This window comes from Candidatus Nitronauta litoralis, from assembly GCA_015698285.1.
Lineage (GTDB): Bacteria > Nitrospinota > Nitrospinia > Nitrospinales > Nitrospinaceae > Nitronauta > Nitronauta litoralis.
The window spans coordinates 780,496-799,535 of the sequence record CP048685.1; the positions used below are offsets into that span (position 1 = coordinate 780,496).

At 46.2% G+C, this 19,040-nt stretch carries 21 protein-coding genes; 4 read left to right on the plus strand and 17 right to left on the minus strand.

Going from position 1 to position 19,040, the window contains the following annotated elements:
• Positions 1-53: 53 nt before the first annotated feature.
• Positions 54-1,013, minus strand: a complete 960-nt coding sequence (locus G3M70_03550; GenBank protein ID QPJ63696.1) for a LysR family transcriptional regulator — start codon at positions 1,011-1,013, stop codon at positions 54-56.
• A gap of 111 nt (positions 1,014-1,124) precedes the next feature.
• Here G3M70_03550 and G3M70_03555 point away from each other — a divergent pair, with 111 nt between their 5' ends.
• Positions 1,125-2,207, plus strand: a complete 1,083-nt coding sequence (locus G3M70_03555) for a cytochrome-c peroxidase (GenBank protein QPJ61013.1) — start codon at positions 1,125-1,127, stop codon at positions 2,205-2,207.
• A 315-nt stretch (positions 2,208-2,522) separates the two neighbouring features.
• On the opposite strand, the gene G3M70_03560 is transcribed toward G3M70_03555, so the two are convergent.
• The 10 genes from G3M70_03560 to ectA are packed head-to-tail and all read right to left on the minus strand — an operon-like array spanning position 2,523 to position 10,734.
• Positions 2,523-3,305 (minus strand): methyltransferase domain-containing protein, encoded by a 783-nt coding sequence (locus G3M70_03560; GenBank protein QPJ61014.1) that lies wholly within the window; start codon positions 3,303-3,305, stop codon positions 2,523-2,525.
• Positions 3,306-3,335: 30 nt separating this feature from the next.
• On the minus strand, positions 3,336-4,589 hold the full coding sequence (locus tag G3M70_03565) for an MFS transporter (GenBank protein QPJ61015.1): 1,254 nt from the start codon (positions 4,587-4,589) through the stop codon (positions 3,336-3,338).
• Between the two features lie 40 nt (positions 4,590-4,629).
• Positions 4,630-5,385, minus strand: a complete 756-nt coding sequence (gene ehuA / locus G3M70_03570; protein ID QPJ63697.1) for an ectoine/hydroxyectoine ABC transporter ATP-binding protein EhuA — start codon at positions 5,383-5,385, stop codon at positions 4,630-4,632.
• Positions 5,386-5,404: 19 nt separating this feature from the next.
• Positions 5,405-6,070, minus strand: a complete 666-nt coding sequence (gene ehuD, locus G3M70_03575) for an ectoine/hydroxyectoine ABC transporter permease subunit EhuD (GenBank protein QPJ61016.1) — start codon at positions 6,068-6,070, stop codon at positions 5,405-5,407.
• 2 nt (positions 6,071-6,072) lie between these two features.
• Complete coding sequence (ehuC, locus tag G3M70_03580; protein ID QPJ61017.1) at positions 6,073-6,720, minus strand: ectoine/hydroxyectoine ABC transporter permease subunit EhuC; 648 nt, start codon at positions 6,718-6,720, stop codon at positions 6,073-6,075.
• A gap of 27 nt (positions 6,721-6,747) precedes the next feature.
• On the minus strand, positions 6,748-7,647 hold the full coding sequence (ehuB, locus tag G3M70_03585) for an ectoine/hydroxyectoine ABC transporter substrate-binding protein EhuB (protein QPJ61018.1): 900 nt from the start codon (positions 7,645-7,647) through the stop codon (positions 6,748-6,750).
• Between the two features lie 8 nt (positions 7,648-7,655).
• On the minus strand, positions 7,656-8,564 hold the full coding sequence (gene thpD, locus G3M70_03590; GenBank protein ID QPJ61019.1) for an ectoine hydroxylase: 909 nt from the start codon (positions 8,562-8,564) through the stop codon (positions 7,656-7,658).
• An 11-nt stretch (positions 8,565-8,575) separates the two neighbouring features.
• On the minus strand, positions 8,576-8,977 hold the full coding sequence (locus tag G3M70_03595; protein QPJ61020.1) for an ectoine synthase: 402 nt from the start codon (positions 8,975-8,977) through the stop codon (positions 8,576-8,578).
• Between the two features lie 33 nt (positions 8,978-9,010).
• Positions 9,011-10,270, minus strand: coding sequence for a diaminobutyrate--2-oxoglutarate transaminase (ectB, locus tag G3M70_03600; protein QPJ61021.1), 1,260 nt, complete (start codon positions 10,268-10,270; stop codon positions 9,011-9,013).
• Positions 10,270-10,734, minus strand: a complete 465-nt coding sequence (ectA, locus tag G3M70_03605; protein ID QPJ61022.1) for a diaminobutyrate acetyltransferase — start codon at positions 10,732-10,734, stop codon at positions 10,270-10,272. The genes ectB and ectA overlap by 1 nt, the downstream gene beginning before the upstream one ends.
• 183 nt (positions 10,735-10,917) lie before the next feature.
• On the opposite strand from ectA, the gene G3M70_03610 reads away from it, so the two are divergent.
• Positions 10,918-11,805 carry a LysR family transcriptional regulator gene (locus tag G3M70_03610; GenBank protein QPJ61023.1) on the plus strand — a complete coding sequence of 296 codons (888 nt, stop codon included), beginning with the start codon at positions 10,918-10,920 and terminating at the stop codon, positions 11,803-11,805.
• A gap of 148 nt (positions 11,806-11,953) precedes the next feature.
• Here G3M70_03610 and G3M70_03615 read toward each other — a convergent pair whose 3' ends face one another.
• The 3 genes from G3M70_03615 to G3M70_03625 are packed head-to-tail and all read right to left on the minus strand — an operon-like array spanning position 11,954 to position 13,222.
• Positions 11,954-12,715, minus strand: a complete 762-nt coding sequence (locus tag G3M70_03615; GenBank protein QPJ61024.1) for an ABC transporter ATP-binding protein — start codon at positions 12,713-12,715, stop codon at positions 11,954-11,956.
• A 4-nt stretch (positions 12,716-12,719) separates the two neighbouring features.
• Positions 12,720-13,004 carry an acylphosphatase gene (locus G3M70_03620; protein ID QPJ61025.1) on the minus strand — a complete coding sequence of 95 codons (285 nt, stop codon included), beginning with the start codon at positions 13,002-13,004 and terminating at the stop codon, positions 12,720-12,722.
• Positions 12,986-13,222, minus strand: coding sequence for a hypothetical protein (locus G3M70_03625; protein QPJ63698.1), 237 nt, complete (start codon positions 13,220-13,222; stop codon positions 12,986-12,988). The genes G3M70_03620 and G3M70_03625 overlap by 19 nt, the downstream gene beginning before the upstream one ends.
• A gap of 181 nt (positions 13,223-13,403) precedes the next feature.
• Between G3M70_03625 and modB the strand changes: the two genes are divergently transcribed.
• Positions 13,404-14,087 (plus strand): molybdate ABC transporter permease subunit, encoded by a 684-nt coding sequence (gene modB, locus G3M70_03630; protein QPJ61026.1) that lies wholly within the window; start codon positions 13,404-13,406, stop codon positions 14,085-14,087.
• The gene (modC, locus tag G3M70_03635) at positions 14,084-15,166 is read left to right on the plus strand and encodes a molybdenum ABC transporter ATP-binding protein (protein QPJ61027.1); all 1,083 of its coding nucleotides are present in this window, start codon (positions 14,084-14,086) and stop codon (positions 15,164-15,166) included. The genes modB and modC overlap by 4 nt, the downstream gene beginning before the upstream one ends.
• 38 nt (positions 15,167-15,204) lie before the next feature.
• Here the strand turns inward: modC and G3M70_03640 are convergent, their stop codons facing one another.
• The 3 genes from G3M70_03640 to G3M70_03650 form a co-directional block, all read right to left on the minus strand.
• Positions 15,205-15,588, minus strand: coding sequence for a cyclic nucleotide-binding domain-containing protein (locus G3M70_03640; GenBank protein QPJ61028.1), 384 nt, complete (start codon positions 15,586-15,588; stop codon positions 15,205-15,207).
• Between the two features lie 116 nt (positions 15,589-15,704).
• Positions 15,705-18,236, minus strand: coding sequence for a tetratricopeptide repeat protein (locus tag G3M70_03645; protein ID QPJ61029.1), 2,532 nt, complete (start codon positions 18,234-18,236; stop codon positions 15,705-15,707).
• Positions 18,237-18,547: 311 nt separating this feature from the next.
• Positions 18,548-19,036 (minus strand): tetratricopeptide repeat protein, encoded by a 489-nt coding sequence (locus G3M70_03650; protein ID QPJ61030.1) that lies wholly within the window; start codon positions 19,034-19,036, stop codon positions 18,548-18,550.
• Positions 19,037-19,040: the final 4 nt, after the last annotated feature.

A 19,040-nucleotide genomic window follows, 5' to 3' on the forward strand; every position in this document is an offset into this window, starting at 1 on the left:
TTCCCCGTTATCTTTACTTCACCCATGGCCAACCTGCCCAACACCTTTTCGATTTAACCCTTAATGGAAGAAACTCCTATCACCTGTTCGTGGGCTTTTGCTTTGGTCAACTCAGTTGGTATAGAGCAGGAAATTGCGTTGTGCAGGGCATCGATGATGCTTTTCTTAAGAAAAGAACGACTGTAGACCAGGCTGACTTCACGTGTCGGAATTGGAGCTTTAAAATATCGTACTTTTTTCTTTTTCTCAGTAGCACTCATTCCCAATATGGCTAATGACGGAAGCAGGGTGTATCCAAATTTCTGGTCGACCAGCCGTTTCAGGGTTTCAAGGTTTCCACTTTCAAAGGTCAGGTTTTTTTTACCTGAATTTTTGCTTTTCACTCTTCCACAGATTTCGATCGCCTGCTCCCGGAAACAATGCCCTTCATTCAACAGCCAGACATCTTCCAGGCTCAAGTCCTGATGTGTCACTTTACTTTTTGAGAGTAAAGGGTGTTTGGGTGACAAATAAACCAGAAATGGATCGCGAAACAATGGCTTCTCGATTATTCCTGGAACATTCAATGGGGTTACCAGGAGTCCCGCATCCAACTGATCATCATTTAATCGGTTTATGATCTGCTGAGTCTGGAGTTCCTCTATAATCAGGTTAACCAACGGATATTTTTTTATGAATTTTTCGAGAAACAGTGGCAATAAATAGGGCGCCAGAGTCGGGATGATTCCAAGAAAAAAATCCCCTCGGATCTCGCCTCTTTCTGATTTGATCAATTCCTCAATCCTCAAAGCCTCCTGAAGCACAACCTTGGCCTGCGCAACCACCTTTCTTCCTATATCGGTCGGCTCTACCGGTTTTTTTGACCGGTCGAACAAGGAAACGCCAAGGTCATCCTCCAGTTTCTGGATCTGCATACTCAAAGTGGGTTGAGAAACAAAACAGGCCTGGGCAGCCAAACCAAAATTCCGCTTCTGGTCGACTGCGACAACATACTGGAGCTGGGTCAGTGTAATAGATTTCATCTATTAGATAATAACAATATTCGATTAGACCTATCAACCCGACTGTCCGATAATGGAGTCATCAACATTACAAATATTGGCCAGACAGGGAGAAAATTTAACATGAAAACAAACAGGCAAAAACCGGAGAATCAAAACAGCAAACGGCTCATCTTATTGGGCCTGACCCTTTTAGGAATTGCATTTTTTTTAGCTGGTGCCGCTCCCAAAGCACAAAAGGTAACTGAGGAAGAATTTGAACTGGAATTTCCTCTGGGTTTAGATGAAGACACTTTCCAGGTTCCTGAATCAAATCCTCTAACCAGGGAAAAAATTGACCTGGGACACCTGCTCTTTTTTGACAAACGGCTATCGAAAAATGGAAGCATCGCTTGTGCTTCCTGCCATATCCCGTCGCTCGCATTCACCGATGGGCAACCGGTTTCGACCGGTATCCATCGCCAGCAGGGAGGCAGAAGTGCTCCAACTTCAATCAATCGCGGATTTGGAAACTCCCATTTCTGGGATGGCCGCGCCGGAACTCTGGAAGAGCAATCTGTCGGACCTTTGTTCAACCCTGTAGAACACGGGTTCCAGAGCAACGAGGAACTGGTAGCCAAGTTAAACCAGATTCCGGGATACAAAAAACTGTTCCAAAAGGTGTTTGGAGAGAACATTTCAGTTCAGAACATTGGAAAAGCTATTGCCTCTTTTCAAAGGACACTTCTTTCCGGCAACAGCCCGTTTGACCGCTTCGACTGGGATGGTGATGAAAAAGCCATTTCCGAATCAGCCAAAAGAGGGCGAAAACTTTTCTTTGGCAAAGCGCGATGCAACCTGTGTCATTTCGGAACCAATTTTTCTGATGAAAAATTCCACAACATTGGAATTGGTTGGGATGGAGAAACCCTGGACGTTGGACGGTTCCATGTCACTAAAAAGAAAGAGGACATTGGGGCATTCAAAACACCCACTCTCAGGGAAGTGTCACGGACCGCACCCTACATGCATGACGGAAGGTTTTCGACCTTAATGCAAGTCGTCAACCACTACAACCGGGGTGGAGTCAAAAACCCATTCCAGGATAACCAGATCATTCCCCTGAAACTGACGGAAGAGGAAAAGAAGGATCTGGTAGAAATGCTTCGCACGTTGAATGGAGAAGGCTGGCAACACGCCACCGCCCCGAACTCCTTCCCTGAGTAAACAACCTCAAGTACCCGACACCCTTCAATGGTGTCGGGTGCTTTCTTGAACAGATTTCACTCGATTAACAAGTGAAACTTTACTCAAGTGGATTTGGTGATCGCATCGTCCAGGGGGGAAATGCCTCACGAGTTCATTGAGTTTTCCCCTGGGAGAACTGGACTTTACGGCAAACCAGCCCCGGGTCCCTTTGAGTCTTTGACATTCCTTCGGATCCAGATTCAGGAACCCATTAAGGCCAATGTTTCTTTAATAACCTGACTCCAAAAATTCTATCTGGATTCCCAGGGCCACGTGAATGGAAAAGTGTTTTTGCTAAGCAGGTTTGCAAGCAAGGATAAAGTCAAAATGATCTTCAAACTCCAGAGTGCTTTTCCCTGCCAAATTAGTTTCCATCTCTCTGATACCCTCCTCGATTTCTTCATCCTTGAATGATGATAATACGGTCATATAGCCAGTCCGTACCATACTGATATATTTTTCTTTTGAAATAGAATGAGGGTACTTAATAAACTCGTGCTCCACCTGAAACCCCGTTTCGAAAAGGGACCGACGCAGATCTTCCGGGTCGGCATGCCAGTTGCGGGCTCTTTCCAGAGCCTTTTCAAATATAGGGTAGTCCAGTTCCGGGGGCACATGCACCAGCAACAATTTCCCTCCGGGTAACAGCCTTTCAAACAAATTCCCGAACAACCGGCTCTTGTCCTGAACGTGATGAACGGCTTCTTTCATCAAAACCTTGTCGTAGTCTCCTTTCAACTCTGAGAAAGCCAGGCCATCGTGCTGTTTACATTCAATCTGAGGATGCGAGTCAGCCTGCCCCAACATTTCTGCAAATGGATCGACAAGGATTGCAGGCGTTTTCAGGTCAACCTGTTCCAGAATATCCTTTGTGTACATCCCGGTCCCTCCACCCAGATCGACAAAAACATCATTGTTTTTTAAATCCAGCATCTGGATCATTTTTTTTGTCATCAGGCGGACAAACTGGGGGGAGTAAAGTAAATAGTCGTCATAACTATTGGAAAGATTTTTATAATGATCCTCCACCAGTTTTTCAGTGAAGGGCTGATGCTTGGGTTTCGTCAATTCATTCATTGTCTCTTCCTTTCAAAAGAACTAATAAACTTATTCATTTGTGGATTCAGGGGATTCATCGGTAGCATTTGGAGCTAAGTTAGAAACCATGGGCGATGTTGTGGATGGCACAGGAATGAACTCTTCCTGTTCTACAAGAGGAACGGGTGCTGATTTTTTAATTCTTGCAAATACAAAAATTCCCAAAATTATATGGACAAACGTTAATTGATAAAAAAAGCCAATCCGCCCAAATAGTTCCATGCTCAGTGAACCCAGTAGCGGGCCAAACAAAGCTCCACAGCCATACATCAGCACCATGGTACTGCTTCCCGAAACCATTTGAGAACGGTCCAGCTTATCATTTGCATGGGCAATGCAAAGAGAATACAAAGGCAAGGACAAACCACCAAAAACAAACATCAGAAACAACAACAGATCTGAATTAGTTTCGGAAAAAAAAGAACAAGCCAGGGCAAAAATTGCCGCCGACCAAACGACTCGAAACAGAACGGAACGTCGGTCAAACTTATCTGACAACATCCCAATTGGCCACTGAAAAATAAATCCTCCCAATAAAAATACTCCCATAAATATGGAAACACCATAAACATCAAAACCAGATTTAAAGGCATAAACGGGGCCCAGTCCCCAGACACATCCATGCGCAACCCCAACGCAAATTCCGCCCACCAAAGCCGTGGGTGAGTTGTGATAAAGCTCCGAAACACTCATTGGCTGATAGGAATTAAATGAGGGGAATGGGCTCGCTGTCACCAGTATGGGTATCAACGCAAAAGACAATAAAATTGAAATTAAAATAAAATGGGTAAAGCCCCCGGGGTGTGCCAGGTTGAGAAACAATTGGCCTATTAAAAAGCCACCATGGTTGATAGCCATATAAATGGACAATATTTTTCCCCGGTCTTCATTTTGGCTCTGATCATTTAACCAGCTTTCAGCTACAACAAAAATACCGGCAAAAGAAAAACCGGATATCAACCGAAACAATCCCCAGGACAGAGGGTCAAAAATCAGGGAATGCCCCAGAATGGAAATCGAAGCCACAGAGGCGAAAGCTGCAAAAACCCGGATATGCCCCACCTTCAGGATTAATTTTTGTACATAAAATGATCCCAACAAAAAACCCAGATAATAAGAGGACATGATGAAGCCAAGGGTTCCAACAGAAAACCCCTCCATCGTTCCACGAACGCCAAGAATGGTGCCCTGCAGACCGTTGCCAATTGTGATCAGGGCAATTCCAAAAAAAAGCGCCCAAAGGGTATAAAGCTGGGTAATCATATGGTTAAAGCCTTCATTTCCAGGGTAAGTCCATTATTTTTCAGGTGGTTTCCAAAACAGTTTTGAGAAAGCTTTTGGTTCGTTCCTCCTCGGGTTGATTGAATATTTTTTCGGGAGTCCCTTCCTCCAAAATGATTCCATGCTCCATAAAAATGACGCGGTTGGCAAACTCCCGGGCAAATTGCATTTGATGAGTCACCATCAACATTGTCATATCGGTTTCACGGGCCAGGTTTTTTATTACACTCAAAACCTCTGCTGCCAGTTCAGGATCCAATGCAGATGTGATTTCGTCGAACAGCATGATCCGGGGTTGCATGGCAAGAGCCCGTGCAATAGCTACCCTCTGCTTTTGCCCGCCAGAGAGTTGGGCCGGGTAAGCCTCGATTTTGTCTTTCAAACCTACCAGGTCCAGAATTTTTTCGGCTTGCTGTTCTGCTTCTTTATGGGATTGTCTTAAAACATACACAGGCGCTTCCGTGACGTTGCGTAAAACCGTCATGTGCGGAAACAAATTGAAACTCTGGAACACCATTCCCACTTTGGAACGGATTTTTGAAACCTGACTTTCAGACAAAGGCTCCCTTTTCTCACTTTCCTTAATATCATAAAGTTTCTCGCCTTCGATCTTTACAAGTCCGGAATCTATCGTTTCCAATGTCATCAATATTCTGAGTATGGTTGACTTTCCTGATCCACTGGGCCCAATCAAAGCAACTTTCTCTGAAGGTTTAATCCTCAAATCCAGATTTTTCAAAACCAATAGGTTGCCATAGCTTTTGCAGACTCTTTGCATTTCAACTGACCAGGCTGGTTTAGTATCCATGAATATAACGGTGCTCCAATTGCCGGATAATTCGTGCTGATATCAGACTGAGTGTTAAAAACAGGATGCCGACCAGGGTAAGAGGTTCAATATATCGAAAGGTGTCTGCACCGATTATTTTGGCGGTCTGCAATAGCTCCAATACAGTAATGGCAGACAACATGGGTGTGTCCTTAAACATGGCGATTAAATAATTGCCCAACGCAGGAATAACAGGCGGAAGTGCTTGCGGCAGGATGACAGCCCTGAACGTATGAACCTTGCTCAGGCTAAGGGCCTGAGCCGCTTCCCATTGTCCTTCCGGAACACTGTCAATCCCTGCCCGGTACACTTCCGCCAGGTAGGCACTATAGTGGAGTCCCAGAGCCAGAACTCCAGTTTGGAAAGGACTCAACCGGATCCCCGCATCCGGCAACACATAGAACAAAAAATAGATCTGAACTAACAGGGGTGTACTTCGAAAAAACTCCACAAAAATAGTAGCAAACCAAAACACCACGCGGTTTTTTGATTTTCGCATTACTGCCCATACGAGGCCCAGTATCATGGCCAGCCCCATTCCCAGAAGGGTTGCCAGGACAGTGACCATCAAGGCATCCAGAAGATCGGGCATCAAATTCCAGGCAAAATGCCAATCAAAAATTTTTTCTTCCACCCTCAGTCCCTTAGATAAGAAAAGCGTTGTTCCAGCTTGCGGACCCCCTGGGAAAGCAACAGGGCAACAATAAAATAAATTATCAATACCAATCCAAAAATTTCCGTCGATTTATGGGTGGCGGCCCTCAGCATTTGTCCTTTAAAGGTCAGTTCAGCCAAAGTGATCATGGAAACAAGTGCAGTGCTTTTCAACAATTCGATTAAAAGGTTTCCGGCTGGCGGCAGAATAGCCACAAATGCCTGAGGCAATATGATCCGCCTCATGGTTTGAGCTTTTGTAAAACTCAAAGCCTTTGCAGCCTCATATTGTTCTTTGGGTACAGATTGAACGGCTCCACGAACCACCTCGGCCCCATAAGCGCCAATATTCAGACCGAGAACCAGGGTACCTGCTGCAAACGCTGTCAAATTCCATCCAAAATGGGGGAGGACGTAATAAAACCAGAACAGTTGAACCAGAGCCGAGGTGCCGCGAAAAATTTCAATGTAACAGGCGGCTGGCCAGAAAAGCAGAGGGTTTCTTGAAAGACGCAGGAGACCGGCTGTCAATGCCAGAACGCAGGCAATCAGGGCCCCTCCAAAAGTTAAGGCCAGGGTCCATTTCAACCCACTCAACAACGCGGGAATCCAGTTTAAAAAATCGAACAACCGTCAGCCTCCAAATAATATTCTCGATTATTCAAACTGGCGGGTTTCTGGACGGCAAACCTGATCTGCGGTCACGTTTCCGGGCAGGTCTCCTTTGGAGAAGCCGAAAGGATGCACCGTTCGAATATGCTCCGGCGAACCAATAAAATTGGCCAGTTCCCGGTTTAGTGCCTCCAGCAGATTTTGATCTTCTTTTCTCACAGCAAATGCTCCAAACCCTTTGATTGATTTTCCATCAATGACCGGGTCGTGAAAGGGTCTGGCGCGTTCAATGGTTTTGTCTTTTGCCTTGTTCAACAAAGTCTGAATTGTCAGGCTGGTGGCTGAGAAAGCGTCGACTCTTCCTGTTTTAACACCCGACAGAGCACTGAGGGCGTCAGGAAAAATCAGCAATCTGTCATCAGGAACTCCCAGTTTTCTAGCATAATTTATTTCGACCGTTCCTGCCACCACGCCCAGTTTAACTTTATTTTGTCCAGCTACGTTTTCATAACTGTGTAATTTCTTAGGGTTGTTATTTTTAACTATAAACCCTCCACCAACTCCATAGGTAGGATTTGAAAAAGCCACCTCCCTGCAGCGTTCCGGGGTGATATACATTCCAGCGGCAATGATATCGAAACGCCGGGCCTTTAAACCTGGAATCAGGGCTCCGAATTCTGTCAGGACCCCTTCGATATTTTTGACTCCCATTTCCTTCAACACAAGGCGTGCAATTTCCGGGGCTTCTCCCGTTAATCGGTCCTGTTCCGGATCGTAATAGGCGTAGGGGGCTTCATTGGCGTAACCTATCCTGAGGGACCCTTTTGCTCGGGCCTGTTCCAGGGTAGTTTGCGCGATCGAGTTTGATTTATCACCAGGTTGAGAATCCTGACACCCAAAAAGCAGGGTAACGGCTAAAATCAAAATACAGCGATGCCATTGCATTTCAGGTTTTATTCGGGTTCCAGGGGAGAAAACTCTCTGCTGGCAATATAGTCTGGGCGGGGTTTCAAACCACAAAAGGGTTCAACGAGTGTGTTTTCCATACTATTGTAAACGAAAAATATATTGCTTCGGGGCCAGGGGGTAATGTTTCCATTGGACCCATGCATGACATTACATTCAAAAAACACAACAGAGCCTGCATTACCTTTAAAAGAGACCATACCGTTCTGGTCTGCAATGCGTTTTAGAATTCTGGAATCAGGCACACCATATTCCTGTTTTTTTAACGATTGTTTAAAATGGTTTTCGGGGGTTTGCCCTGCGCAGGAAATAAATTGCTGGTGCGACCCGGGAATCAGCAGTAGAGGACCGTTGAATTCATTATTATCGGTTAAGGTGATGGAACAACTGATAGCCCGCATACGCGGCATTCCGTCCTCCACGTGCCAGGTTTCAAAATCCGAATGCCAGTAAAATTCCTTCCCGTCAAAACCCGGCTTGTAATTGATTCGCGATTGATGAATATAAACCGGGCTATTTAATAATTGGGTTACAATTTTTAATATCAGTTTATCGCGTGAAAGTTTGCTGAATAACTCATTCGTTCGGTGGATATTAAAAATAGACCTGACTTCCCGGCTTGAAGGCTCCAGAATATATTCCGGATTTTCTTCTACACCTTCAGCACTCCTCAGGCAATTCAATTCCTCCTGTAGTTTTTCGACCTCTTCTCGAAAAAAAAAGGATTCTAAAATGAGATACCCGTTCTTCTCATAAAAACTCAACTGTTCATTATCTAAGTAGGCATCCGGCCCTGAAGAACTGGAACCGTAAATCACGGGATCCTTACGGTCTAAAATACCTGGAACATCCCCTCGAGAGGGGTATTTATCCTGAAGTGTTGCCTGCTGTGTCATAAAAAATTTTCCTATCTGGATTCTTCCGATACCTCTTCCAGAGGGTACGCTCCCTCTTCATCGTGAACTTCGTTTCCGTTCAGAGGGGGATTGAATACACAAATCATCCTCATACCCGTTTTGGTTCGCAGGACATGCTTTTCATTCCCATCCAGCGCGTACAAAGTTCCAGGGGCAAGGGCGTGGGTTTTGCCAGTGGTCAAGTCGGCCAACTCGCCCTCCCCCTCAATGCAATAAACAGCTTCAACATGGTGGCGGTACCACATAAAGGTCTCTGTTTCCGGAAGTATCCTTGTATCGTGGAAGGAAAACCCCATTCCATCTTTTTTTAAAAGGATTCTGCGGCTAGACCAGTTCTCCGCTGAAACCTCATTGTCGGTACCTGTAATTTCTTCAAGTTTTCGAACGATCATATTCTTAATCCTAGTGTTAAAGTTCCCAGCAATTTAAGCCATTGCTTTGGCCGCAACTTCTGACAACGACGCCTCAATAATATCCAACCCCTTGTTTAAATCTTCTTCATTGATATTGAGAGGGGGTAAAAGCTTGAGAACATCACTATCCGAACCAGACGTTTCTGCCAATAAAAAGTTTTCAAAACAGATTGAGGAAATGTGAGAACCTAGCCCGTCTTCCCTGAAAACCATCCCCTGAATCATGCCCCGGCCCCGGGTTTCACTGATTTCTTCAGGAAAAGATTCCATCAAATTTTCGAGACGATCTTTTATTAATTCGCCCTTGCGAAGAATTTCACGGGAAAATGCAGAGTCTTTCCAAAAGTTCAACGCTTCAGTAGCCGTCACAAAAGCGAGGTTGTTTCCCCGAAAAGTTCCATTGTGCTCACCGGGCTCCCATTTATCATGCTCCGGTTTAATGAGACATAGTGCCATTGGCAGGCCATATCCACTAATGGACTTGGAAAGACAGACGATATCGGGGGTGAGGTTCATATTTTCAAAACTGAAAAATGTTCCTGTTCTGCCACATCCGGCCTGGATGTCGTCCACGATAAACAACATGCCGTATTTTTTGCAAAGCTCCTGAAGTTTCTCCAGCCATTCACCACTTGCGGAATTGATCCCACCTTCCGCCTGCACGGCTTCTACGATGGCAGCGGCCGGAAGGTCGACTCCGCTGCCACTACTTTCCAACATTCGCTCCATGTATTCGATGGTATCGACATCATTCCCGAAATAACTGTCGTAAGGCATACAAATTGAGTTTGTCAAAGACAGGCCTGCCCCGTCCCGCTTAAAAGAATTGCCGGATATGGAAAGTGAGCCCAACGTCATCCCGTGGAAAGCCTGAGTGAAAAACAGAATCTTGTCCCGCCCGGTTATTTTCCGTGCAAGCTTTAAAGAGCTCTCCACGGAGTTTGTCCCTGTAGGACCAGGGAACTGGACCTTGTATTTCATGTCACGAGGCTTAAGGATCACTTCATTGAATTTATCGAGAAATACTCCCTTAGCCTCCGTAGCCATATCCAGACTGTGGGCGATGCCATCTTGTTCAATGTAATCAAGAAGTCTGGCTTTCATTGGATCTGGATTGTGACCGTAATTCAATGCACCAGCTCCTGAAAAAAAATCAAGGTAAGGTTGTCCGGTTTGATCAAAAACATAACAACCCTTGGCCTTTTGAAACATTGCCGGGAAAGCCCTGCAATAGGACCTGACATTAGATTCAATCTCTTCAAAAATTTCCATTAAATATATTCCTTTTTTGTACAGCGATCGCCTAACGGTCCAAGGCAAAACAGAGATTCAGGCTCATGCCCGTTTTCTGGGAAAAGTGACGCTGAAATTAAGGATTCCTTATTAACTGAGCAATTCAGCTCATTTGCCAGACTCTGAAAAAGGGCCTGTGATCCTTTATTCGAGGGAGTAATAGTGGCTTCAAGGAATCGAATTGACGGATTGAAATTTCGTTGGAGAATATGTTTCAACATGGCTTTGGCAATTCCACCATTGCGAAATTTATTTGATACCGCTACCTGCCAGATAAAAAGGACCTCCGGATGGTTTGGATCTCGGAACCCTGTCGCAAAGCCCGCTAATTCCCCGCCCTGGACCGCGACTGCACACGTATCTGTGAATTTATAAGAAAGCAGAATATAGTGATAACAGGAGTTAACATCCAGATTTCCTGCGGTACGGGCCAGCTCAAACATTTTTGGCCCGTCTTCTAAAGAAGGTTTTCGTATCTTCAACAAGTTTGAGTTAAACCCTCCAGAAAGTTCAGATAACCCATTATCCATAAATTTTGAATTAAATTAAGTTGATTTTTTCTTACAAATAAATCAAAAATATTGATTCATGATTCAAACTCACTAATCAAACAAGGATTTATGTCTATGTATAATCTGCCCAACTTTCGTCATCTTTACTATTTCTGGGCTATTGCCCGAGAAGGATCTATTAAAAAAGCGGGTAAAAAACTGAATTTGACTCCATCCGGTTTAAGCGAACAATTGAGGCTGTTGGAAGAAAATTTTGATAAACGTCTGTTTGAACGAAAAGCCAGGAAGTTAATTTTGAATGACACCGGTAAGCTGGTTTTTGAATACTGCAACAAAATTTTTAATCTGGCTGAAGAATTAAACCTGGCTGTAAAACAGGAAAATCCAAAACGCAGGTCTCGCATAAGGGTGGGTGTTTTACCTTCCTTGTCTTCTTCCCATATTCATGAGTTCGTGGTCCCCTTGTTAAAGGACAAGTCTGTGTCGGTTGTTGTGATAGAAGGGGTCCTGGATGAATTGATTTATCAATTAGACCAGAATGAACTGGAAATGGTTCTGAGTGACCGTGAAGTCGATAAAAAATACAAAAAAATCACAAACTACCGTTTAAGACCGCGCAAAATTGTTGCTGTGGGTTCTGAAAAGTTTGCATATCTCAGAAAGAATTTTCCCCATTCACTTTCCGGAGCTCCACTTTTTCAACTAACCAGGCACAGTCAGATTCAAAATGAAATTGAAAGTTACTTCTACCAGAACCAGATCAATCCACAGGTTATTGGAGAGGCGGATGATGTGACCCTGCTTCGTTTGGGAGCGGAAAGAGGAATCTGCGTGGCGGTTTTACCGCAAAATACGGTGACCGAAGCTTTATCACAGAAAAAACTTATCCGGCTTGGAGAACTCAAGGGAATAAGTTCTGATATGTGGGCTATGGTCCGGGCCGATTCCGCACAAACCCCGATCATTAATAAAACAATCAAAAGGTTTCTTTCCGCCCAATAAATACTCAATATTCTTTTCCACCGAATAGTGAATTAAAATGTAAAAATCGTGGGCGTTGGTATCTCCTCTTGGAACCATGGAACACACTATATACTTAACTATCTAGCTAGACTAATTCAAGTTCTCTTTCTGCCCTCTGCTACTACTTTCAGGGAGTTGTCATTGTTTTTACCAGGTTTTCTAGATCGGTGTCGCCGGTGAGTTCGAGAAATAAATCCTCAAGATCCTCGTGGTTTTTTTTGGCCTGCCGCCTCAGGTCTTCCATAGTCCCCAGCGCAATCATTTTTCCATGCTGGATGATTCCAATGCGGTCGCACATGGCCTGGGCAATGCCAAGGGAATGGGTGGACATGAAAATGGTGGCGCCCTTGCGACAAACATCGGTGAACAGGTCTTTCACCTGGCGCGCGCCTTTGGGATCGAGGCCGACTATGGGCTCATCCACGATGAGGACTTTTGGTTCGTGTAACAGAGCACCTGATATCACCAGTTTCTGTTTCATCCCGTGGGAATAGCCTTCGATCAACTCCCCGCCATGTCGGCCCAGATCGAAAAACTCCAGAAAGCGCTGGGCTTTCTTTTCAGCATCAGTAGCATCCATCCCGTAAATGTCTGCAATAAAGGCCAGATACTCCAAACCACTGAGCTTGTCATAAATAAAGGGGCGATCCGGTATGTATCCAATCATCGCCTTGGCTTGGACCGGATCCTCAACGACATTCTTGCCACCAATAAATATTTTTCCACGAGTGGGTTTGAGAATGCCCACCAGCATTTTGATGGTGGTGGTCTTGCCTGCGCCATTAGGGCCAAGGCAGCCGAAAAACTGACCGGCAGGGATTTCCAGATCAATCCCGTCGACGGCGGTGAAATTGCCGTAGTTTTTGACCAGTTCCTGGATTTGGATCAAGGAATCACCTGATTTCGAAGGAGTCAAAACCCCGGGGAGTGGTCCACTCTATGTCCACAGCGTCAACCTCGGCCAGGGGAGGACCCTGCCGGCACCAGGCAATGAACTCTTCCAGCTCTGCCCCCTCTGCAAGAATTTCGACCGTACGGTCCGGGCAATTACGCACCCACCCGGTAACGCCAAGACGGTTGGCTTCCTTTTCGGTTGAGGCTCGGAACCACACTCCCTGAACCTTTCCCCGAACTACCAGACGTGCGGCTTTTATTTCATTTAAATCTCGCGATTGCATTGGTCGTAGAGGTTCTGAACCTCCCGGTAAATTCCAAACTTACTGCCGTCTCCAATTTTTCCACCGAATTTCCCCAGATCCCGCATGATGCGCTGGAATTCGGAAACCGATCCGGAAAAGTTTTCAACAAGAGGACGGAAATAAGCCTGCTCGTCTTCATCCAGACGGTCTGCAATCACAAGAAGTCTTGTTTTGAGTGGTTCAAAGTCTTTAGCCATGCGGACTATGTTAATGCCATGACCTCCAGTTTTCAATGATCCTCTTGCACAACGTTGCGAATTTATTTTTTGACCACACGATTCCCTTTGGCTTAATCCCGACAAGACCTTGACCATTCGTTATATTTTATGATATATAACGTTAATCTGCTTTTTAAAACTCTTTTCAAATTTTTTTAATATGGAAGCAACTTCACTCGATTGGCAACCGGTTTTCATTACCTTGAAACTGGCAGCGGTCACGGTTCTTCTGCTGCTGGCAGTCGGAACCCCGGTTGCCTGGTGGCTGGCCCACACAAAAAAGAAATGGCGCATTCTGGTAGAGGCGGTTGTCGCTCTTCCCCTGGTACTGCCTCCGACGGTGCTTGGGTTTTATCTTCTGATCGCCCTCGGAACCAACGGAGTCATCGGAGGATGGTTCCAGTCGGTGACCGGTGATTCCCTGGCATTTTCTTTCACGGGCCTTGTCATTGCCTCTTCCCTGTACTCCTTACCATTCGTTGTTCAACCTTTGCAGGGTGCCTTCGAATCGGTTGGCCGGGCCCCTCTGGAGGCGGCCTGGACCTTACGTGCTTCTCCTTGGGATGCTTTCATGAGCGTCGCTTCTCCCCTGGCCCTGCGGGGGTACATCACCGCCATAGTTCTCGGGTTTGCACACACCCTGGGAGAATTCGGGGTCGTCCTGATGGTAGGAGGCAACATCCCGGGGGAAACCCGGGTCATCTCCATCGCCATATACGACCATGTTGAATCCCTGGAATACATGCAGGCACATGCCTTGTCCGCCGGTCTTCTGGCTTTCTCCTTTCTTGTTCTATTAATGGTCTACACGCTGAATCGCCGGTTACCGGTTCATCTCTCATGAGCACACAATTAAAAGCTAAAATTAAAATACAGTATCCCGGGTTTCAACTGGATACGGATTTATCTCTTCCTCTTGATGGGGTCACCGTAATCTTCGGCCCCTCGGGTTGCGGCAAAACCACCCTGTTGCGCTGCCTTTCCGGTTTGGAAAAACCGGATACAGGGTCCGTTACATTTGGTGATGCTGTCTGGCAACATGGCGAAGAATTTTTGCCCCCTCACAAACGACCCATCGGGTTTGTTTTTCAGGACGCTCGCCTGTTTCCTCATAAAAATGTTCGTGACAATCTGCTTTACGGTTACAAGAGAATCCCGCAGGCAGAACGCCGGATTGCACCGGATCAGATTATCGAGTTGTTGGGACTTTCCAAACTGCTCGACCGTTTTCCGAAAAATATGTCGGCGGGAGAAAAACAACGCGTGGCGATCGGGAGAGCCTTATTGACCAGCCCGCGTATCCTGATGATGGATGAACCACTGGCAAATCTTGATATGCCACGCAAACAGGAAATCCTGCCGTACCTTTCCAGACTACGCAGCGAACTCAATATTCCCATTCTCTACGTCAGCCATTCACTCGACGAGGTGCTGCAATTGGTCGACACGCTTGTTTTACTGGAGGACGGTCGCGTACAAGCTGCGGGTAAGGCTCAGGAAGTGCTTGCCGAAATATCACCGGGCCAGCAACCGCCTCCCGCTCTTGCAGGTACCCTGCTGGACACCATTGTCACTGACCACGAAGAAGAATACAAACTCACACGGCTGACTTTTGGTGATCAACCCCTTCACGTTCCAAAACAAAACCTGAAAGCTGGAAGTACCTTGCGCCTGCATGTCCTGGCCCGGGATGTGAGTCTGGTAACCGGTCCACGCAACATCCAGACGAGTGTGCTGAATATTTTGGAAGGACGAGTGACTGCTATTGAAGCAGGAGAACCGGAGGATCATTCGGTGAATGTCATGATAGACATCGGACAGCCACTTTTGGCGACCATCACAAAAAAATCGCTTTCGGTTTTAAAACTGGAGCCGGGGCAAACGGTGTTTGCACACATTAAAGCCTTGAGGATGATTCATTAAATCTTGAGGGGAAAAACTGAAATTACGGTCAGGAAATTTTAAATTGCAGGCTCTTCCGGATTTTGTGTTTGAGGATTACTCTTGTTTTTCATCTGGCTTAGACGGGAGGTCATGATTGACCGAATACGTTTGATTCCAGGGTTATCCGGCGGAAGTTTTTTATAAATTTCCTGAGTCAGAACAGAGACAACACAGTCTTCCAAAGCCCGGACATTGGCGGTGCGTACACAATCTGAGATCAGAGCCATTTCCCCAAAGACATCTTTCTCTTTCAGGACAGCCAATTCCTTTTTATCACCATTGGCATCGATCTGAAACACTTCAACCGTACCGCGTTCAATAATAAAAGCACTGGTTCCATGTGTTCCCTGTCGAATAATGTATTTTCCTTTGGAGATTTTCCGTCTTACAAAGACCCCCATTGCCGCTCCATAAAATCAGGCCTGAACGGACCTATGTGCAATCCGCATCTAATTAATTTAAGTGAATTTCACAAAAAATTCAATGGAACACTGAGAGGAGACGATCCCGATGCTCCTCATCCGCCCATCTCAGTTTCAATATTTGGGTTGAGCTTTATAGCCATCTGGTAATGTTTCTGTGCAGCATCTTCATTGCCTACGAGTTCATTTATCATACATAAATTATAGTGGGCTTTAGCCAGTTTCGGGTTAATCCTTACCGCCTGGTTAAAAGGTGCCAGGGCTTCCTGATAATTTTGCAATTTATAGTAAACATCCCCCAGTTGAAAATGGATCTCCGCTTCTCTGGGCATTACTTTGGCTGCCATTTTCATCGGATCAACCGCCTCTTCGTATCGTTTGGCTTTGATATAAACCATGCCCAACTGGTACAACGCTCTTCCTTCCCGTGGATTTTTGGCCAACACTTGTTTTAGCTTGGCGATTTCCATATCCACGGAACCCGCAGCAGGGGAAGGTTTAGCCGCCGGAGCAGGTTGTCCGGCAGGCGGTTGTGCCGTCGCCGAAGTTGGGGCCGGGGCTGCCGGAGGTGCCGCAGTCTTCTTTGCAGATTCCTGTTGTGCCTCTTTTAATGCAGCTAGAGTTTCCTCCAGTTCTGTCGTCAGGCTGGCTACCTGTGCTTCCAACTGGGCCCGAGCACCTTTCAATGCTTCCTCGGATTTCTGCAACTTTTCTATTTCCTGGTTCAACTCCGTGTCGTATACGGTATCCTGAGCTGACTCCATAATTGCTTCTTCAAGTCGGGATTTTGCTTCCTTCAACTGGTTACCAAGTTCCTCTTTTTCATTCTTGATTTTTTCCAGGCTTTCGTTAGCCTGATCCAGCTCCTTCTGCAGGGCATCAGCGGCACCAGACCCTTTGGCCGCTTCATCCAACTGCCCACGCATTGCCTTGATCTCGGCCTCCATGGTAGCCTTTTCAGTTTTAAAGGCTTCCCTATCCTGCTGCAATTTTTCGATTTCTTTTTCCAGGCCCTCAGCGGCTCCAGTACCCTTGGCTGACTCCTTCCAGGCTTCGTCAAGCTTGGTGTTCAGTTCACGAATCTCACGTTCATAATTTTCAACTTCATTTTTGAATTCTTCTTCTTTTCTTTTCCAGGTTTCCTCCTCCTGCTGCAGGGCTTCAAGAGCTCCCGCATTTTTTGCTGATTCCTTCAGTGCCTGCTCAGCCTGCTCGTTGGCTGCTTCAATCTCCGCTTTCAGTTTGTCACGTTCTGCTGAATCAATTTCAATCTGGTTTGCCAGCACAAGCAGTTTTTCGTTTTCTTCGCGAACTTCGTCCTCCAGCTTTTTCTTTTCCTCATCCCATTCTTCCTGGGCCTTCTTCAGCTCTTCCAGTTCCGTGCGAAGTACATCTGCCGCTCCCGCTTCTTTCGCGGATTCGGTCATGGCTTCTTCAAGCCTGGTCTGGATCTCTTCCACCTTTTCTTCAGCCGCTTTTCGCTCCAACTCAGCAAGCTCGACTTTTTTGTTCAGGTTGGATCCTTCCTCCAGCAAATCGTTGATCTGGTTTTCCAGTTCCTGAACCTTGCCCCCCAGAGTTTTTTCCAACTCCTCCTGCTGCAGCTTGCTACTGCTCTCTATGGCCTCAAGTTTGGTTTTAAAATCCTGTTCATCAGCAAGCGCTTTATCTTTAAGTTCTGATTCCGATTTTCTTAGAGCTTCGACTTCTTTCTGAATTGCGTCACTGATCCCCGCACCTTCCGCTGCCTGTTTCTGCGCAGCTTCCAGTTTGAACCGGGTTTCCTTCAATTCGGATTCATACTTTTCCCGGGAACTTTCGATTTCTTCCAGATGCTTTTGTTCAACTTGTTTAAGTTCCAGTTCCAACCGGTCGCGTTCCAGCTGAATCCCTTCCTGTTGAGAACGCAGTTCCTCGAGTTCCTTCTGGATTTCAGTATTGGCAGTGCCTTCCACCGCCCCGCTTAGTTGAGCCAGCTCGATCTGTTCTCTGGCTTCGCGTAACTGCTCTTCCAGATGCCGACGCATATCCGTTTCAAACTGCAGATCCTGCGTAGCCTTGTAAATTTCTTCGGTGCTGGCCTTGAGTGAGCTTTGGGCTTCTTCCAGCTTCTCAATTTCATCTTTGAGCTCAGTGTCGGAGGCACCCGTTTTGGATTTGAGTGCCAGGATTTTCAACCGATCTTCGAGCTTACGTCTTAAATCTATCTCTGTTTGTAATTCGCGGGTGAGCTTGTAAACATTTTCTGTTCTTTCGGAAAGCTGGTCTTCCGCGCGCCGTCGCTTATTGATCTCATTTTCCATCTCGGCGCTGGAAACACCAACACCGCCTCCTTCCCCACCGGATTTGGAAAGGGATTCAATTCGCGCCTGCGCATTGGCAAGTTGTTCTTCCAGGTTTTTTTGGGCGTTGACCGCTGTTTCCAACTCTCCTTTTGGAACAAAATCCCCGCCAACATCCAAGGTACCGGATTTGATCTGCTCTTCCAGGGCGGAACGCGCAGTCATTTCTTCCTTGAGTTTTTTCTTCGCAGCCTCCAGTTCCCGAGTACGGTCCTTCAACGATTGTTGAAGATTGGTCAGGACATCTGTAAGAGTTTGCGCAACACCTTTGGGTGGATTGGCCATGAAAATAAAAAACCCACTGAAAAAACAGGTTTTATTCCTGAAAGTATTTATTGATCAAGGTCCAAGACGCATTGGTTAGCGGACAGGCATGTTTCCCCAAAGGGTAACAACCAGTAAAACTGCTTTACCACCAGATCCCGGATTATCGCTTTTGAATCAAACCTTTTTATCTAAATTTTGGGGTACTGTCAACCATCGGGATGGAAGAAGTCAAGAAGCGCAGAAACTGTTAATCCTTCAAATTTAAAGGGTTTTCCCTGTCCGCGGCCAACCTCGGAAGCTCCTGTCTTGATCAGTCACAAGCCAGGCCGCTATTTCTTATACAAAGGGTTCAGGCGGGCTGCTTCCTCGGAATATTTCTGAGCTAACCCGGTATCTCCCAGAAGGGAATATATAACCCCCAGCACTTTATGTGCTTCGGCAAAATCAGGCTGGACCTCCACAGCTTTTTTCAGGGGATCAGTAGCATCTTCATATTGGCCTACAAGCATATAGGCCAATCCAAGATTATAATGGGATTCTGACCAATCCGGAGCGAGATAGGAAGCTTCCTGGAAGGCGTCAATCATCTCATCATACCGTTTCAATCCATCAAAAGCCTTGGCCAGTCCAAAATGGGCTTGAGCATTTTCCGGTTCAAGCTGCACGGCTTTCTGAAACGGAGGCAGGGCCTCCTCAAATTTAAGCTCGGCAAGAAAGGCATGGCCTAAAGCTAACCAGGCGCCTGCACTTTCCGGGTCCTGTTCTGTCGCCTTTTTCAATTCCGGGACCGGGCTTTGATTTTCTTCAATGTCACTCACAAGT

Coding starts and splice junctions, on each gene's coding strand:
- G3M70_03555 (QPJ61013.1), top strand. CDS start 1,125: ATGAAAACAAACAGGCAAAAACCGGAGAATCAAAACAGCAAACGGCTC.
- G3M70_03560 (QPJ61014.1), bottom strand. CDS start 3,305: ATGAATGAATTGACGAAACCCAAGCATCAGCCCTTCACTGAAAAACTG.
- G3M70_03565 (QPJ61015.1), bottom strand. CDS start 4,589: ATGATTACCCAGCTTTATACCCTTTGGGCGCTTTTTTTTGGAATTGCC.
- ehuA (QPJ63697.1), bottom strand. CDS start 5,385: ATGCAAAGAGTCTGCAAAAGCTATGGCAACCTATTGGTTTTGAAAAAT.
- ehuB (QPJ61018.1), bottom strand. CDS start 7,647: ATGCAATGGCATCGCTGTATTTTGATTTTAGCCGTTACCCTGCTTTTT.
- thpD (QPJ61019.1), bottom strand. CDS start 8,564: ATGACACAGCAGGCAACACTTCAGGATAAATACCCCTCTCGAGGGGAT.
- G3M70_03595 (QPJ61020.1), bottom strand. CDS start 8,977: ATGATCGTTCGAAAACTTGAAGAAATTACAGGTACCGACAATGAGGTT.
- ectB (QPJ61021.1), bottom strand. CDS start 10,270: ATGGAAATTTTTGAAGAGATTGAATCTAATGTCAGGTCCTATTGCAGG.
- ectA (QPJ61022.1), bottom strand. CDS start 10,734: ATGTTTGAGCTGGCCCGTACCGCAGGAAATCTGGATGTTAACTCCTGT.
- G3M70_03610 (QPJ61023.1), top strand. CDS start 10,918: ATGTATAATCTGCCCAACTTTCGTCATCTTTACTATTTCTGGGCTATT.
- G3M70_03620 (QPJ61025.1), bottom strand. CDS start 13,004: ATGCAATCGCGAGATTTAAATGAAATAAAAGCCGCACGTCTGGTAGTT.
- G3M70_03625 (QPJ63698.1), bottom strand. CDS start 13,222: ATGGCTAAAGACTTTGAACCACTCAAAACAAGACTTCTTGTGATTGCA.
- modB (QPJ61026.1), top strand. CDS start 13,404: ATGGAAGCAACTTCACTCGATTGGCAACCGGTTTTCATTACCTTGAAA.
- modC (QPJ61027.1), top strand. CDS start 14,084: ATGAGCACACAATTAAAAGCTAAAATTAAAATACAGTATCCCGGGTTT.
- G3M70_03640 (QPJ61028.1), bottom strand. CDS start 15,588: ATGGGGGTCTTTGTAAGACGGAAAATCTCCAAAGGAAAATACATTATT.
- G3M70_03645 (QPJ61029.1), bottom strand. CDS start 18,236: ATGGCCAATCCACCCAAAGGTGTTGCGCAAACTCTTACAGATGTCCTG.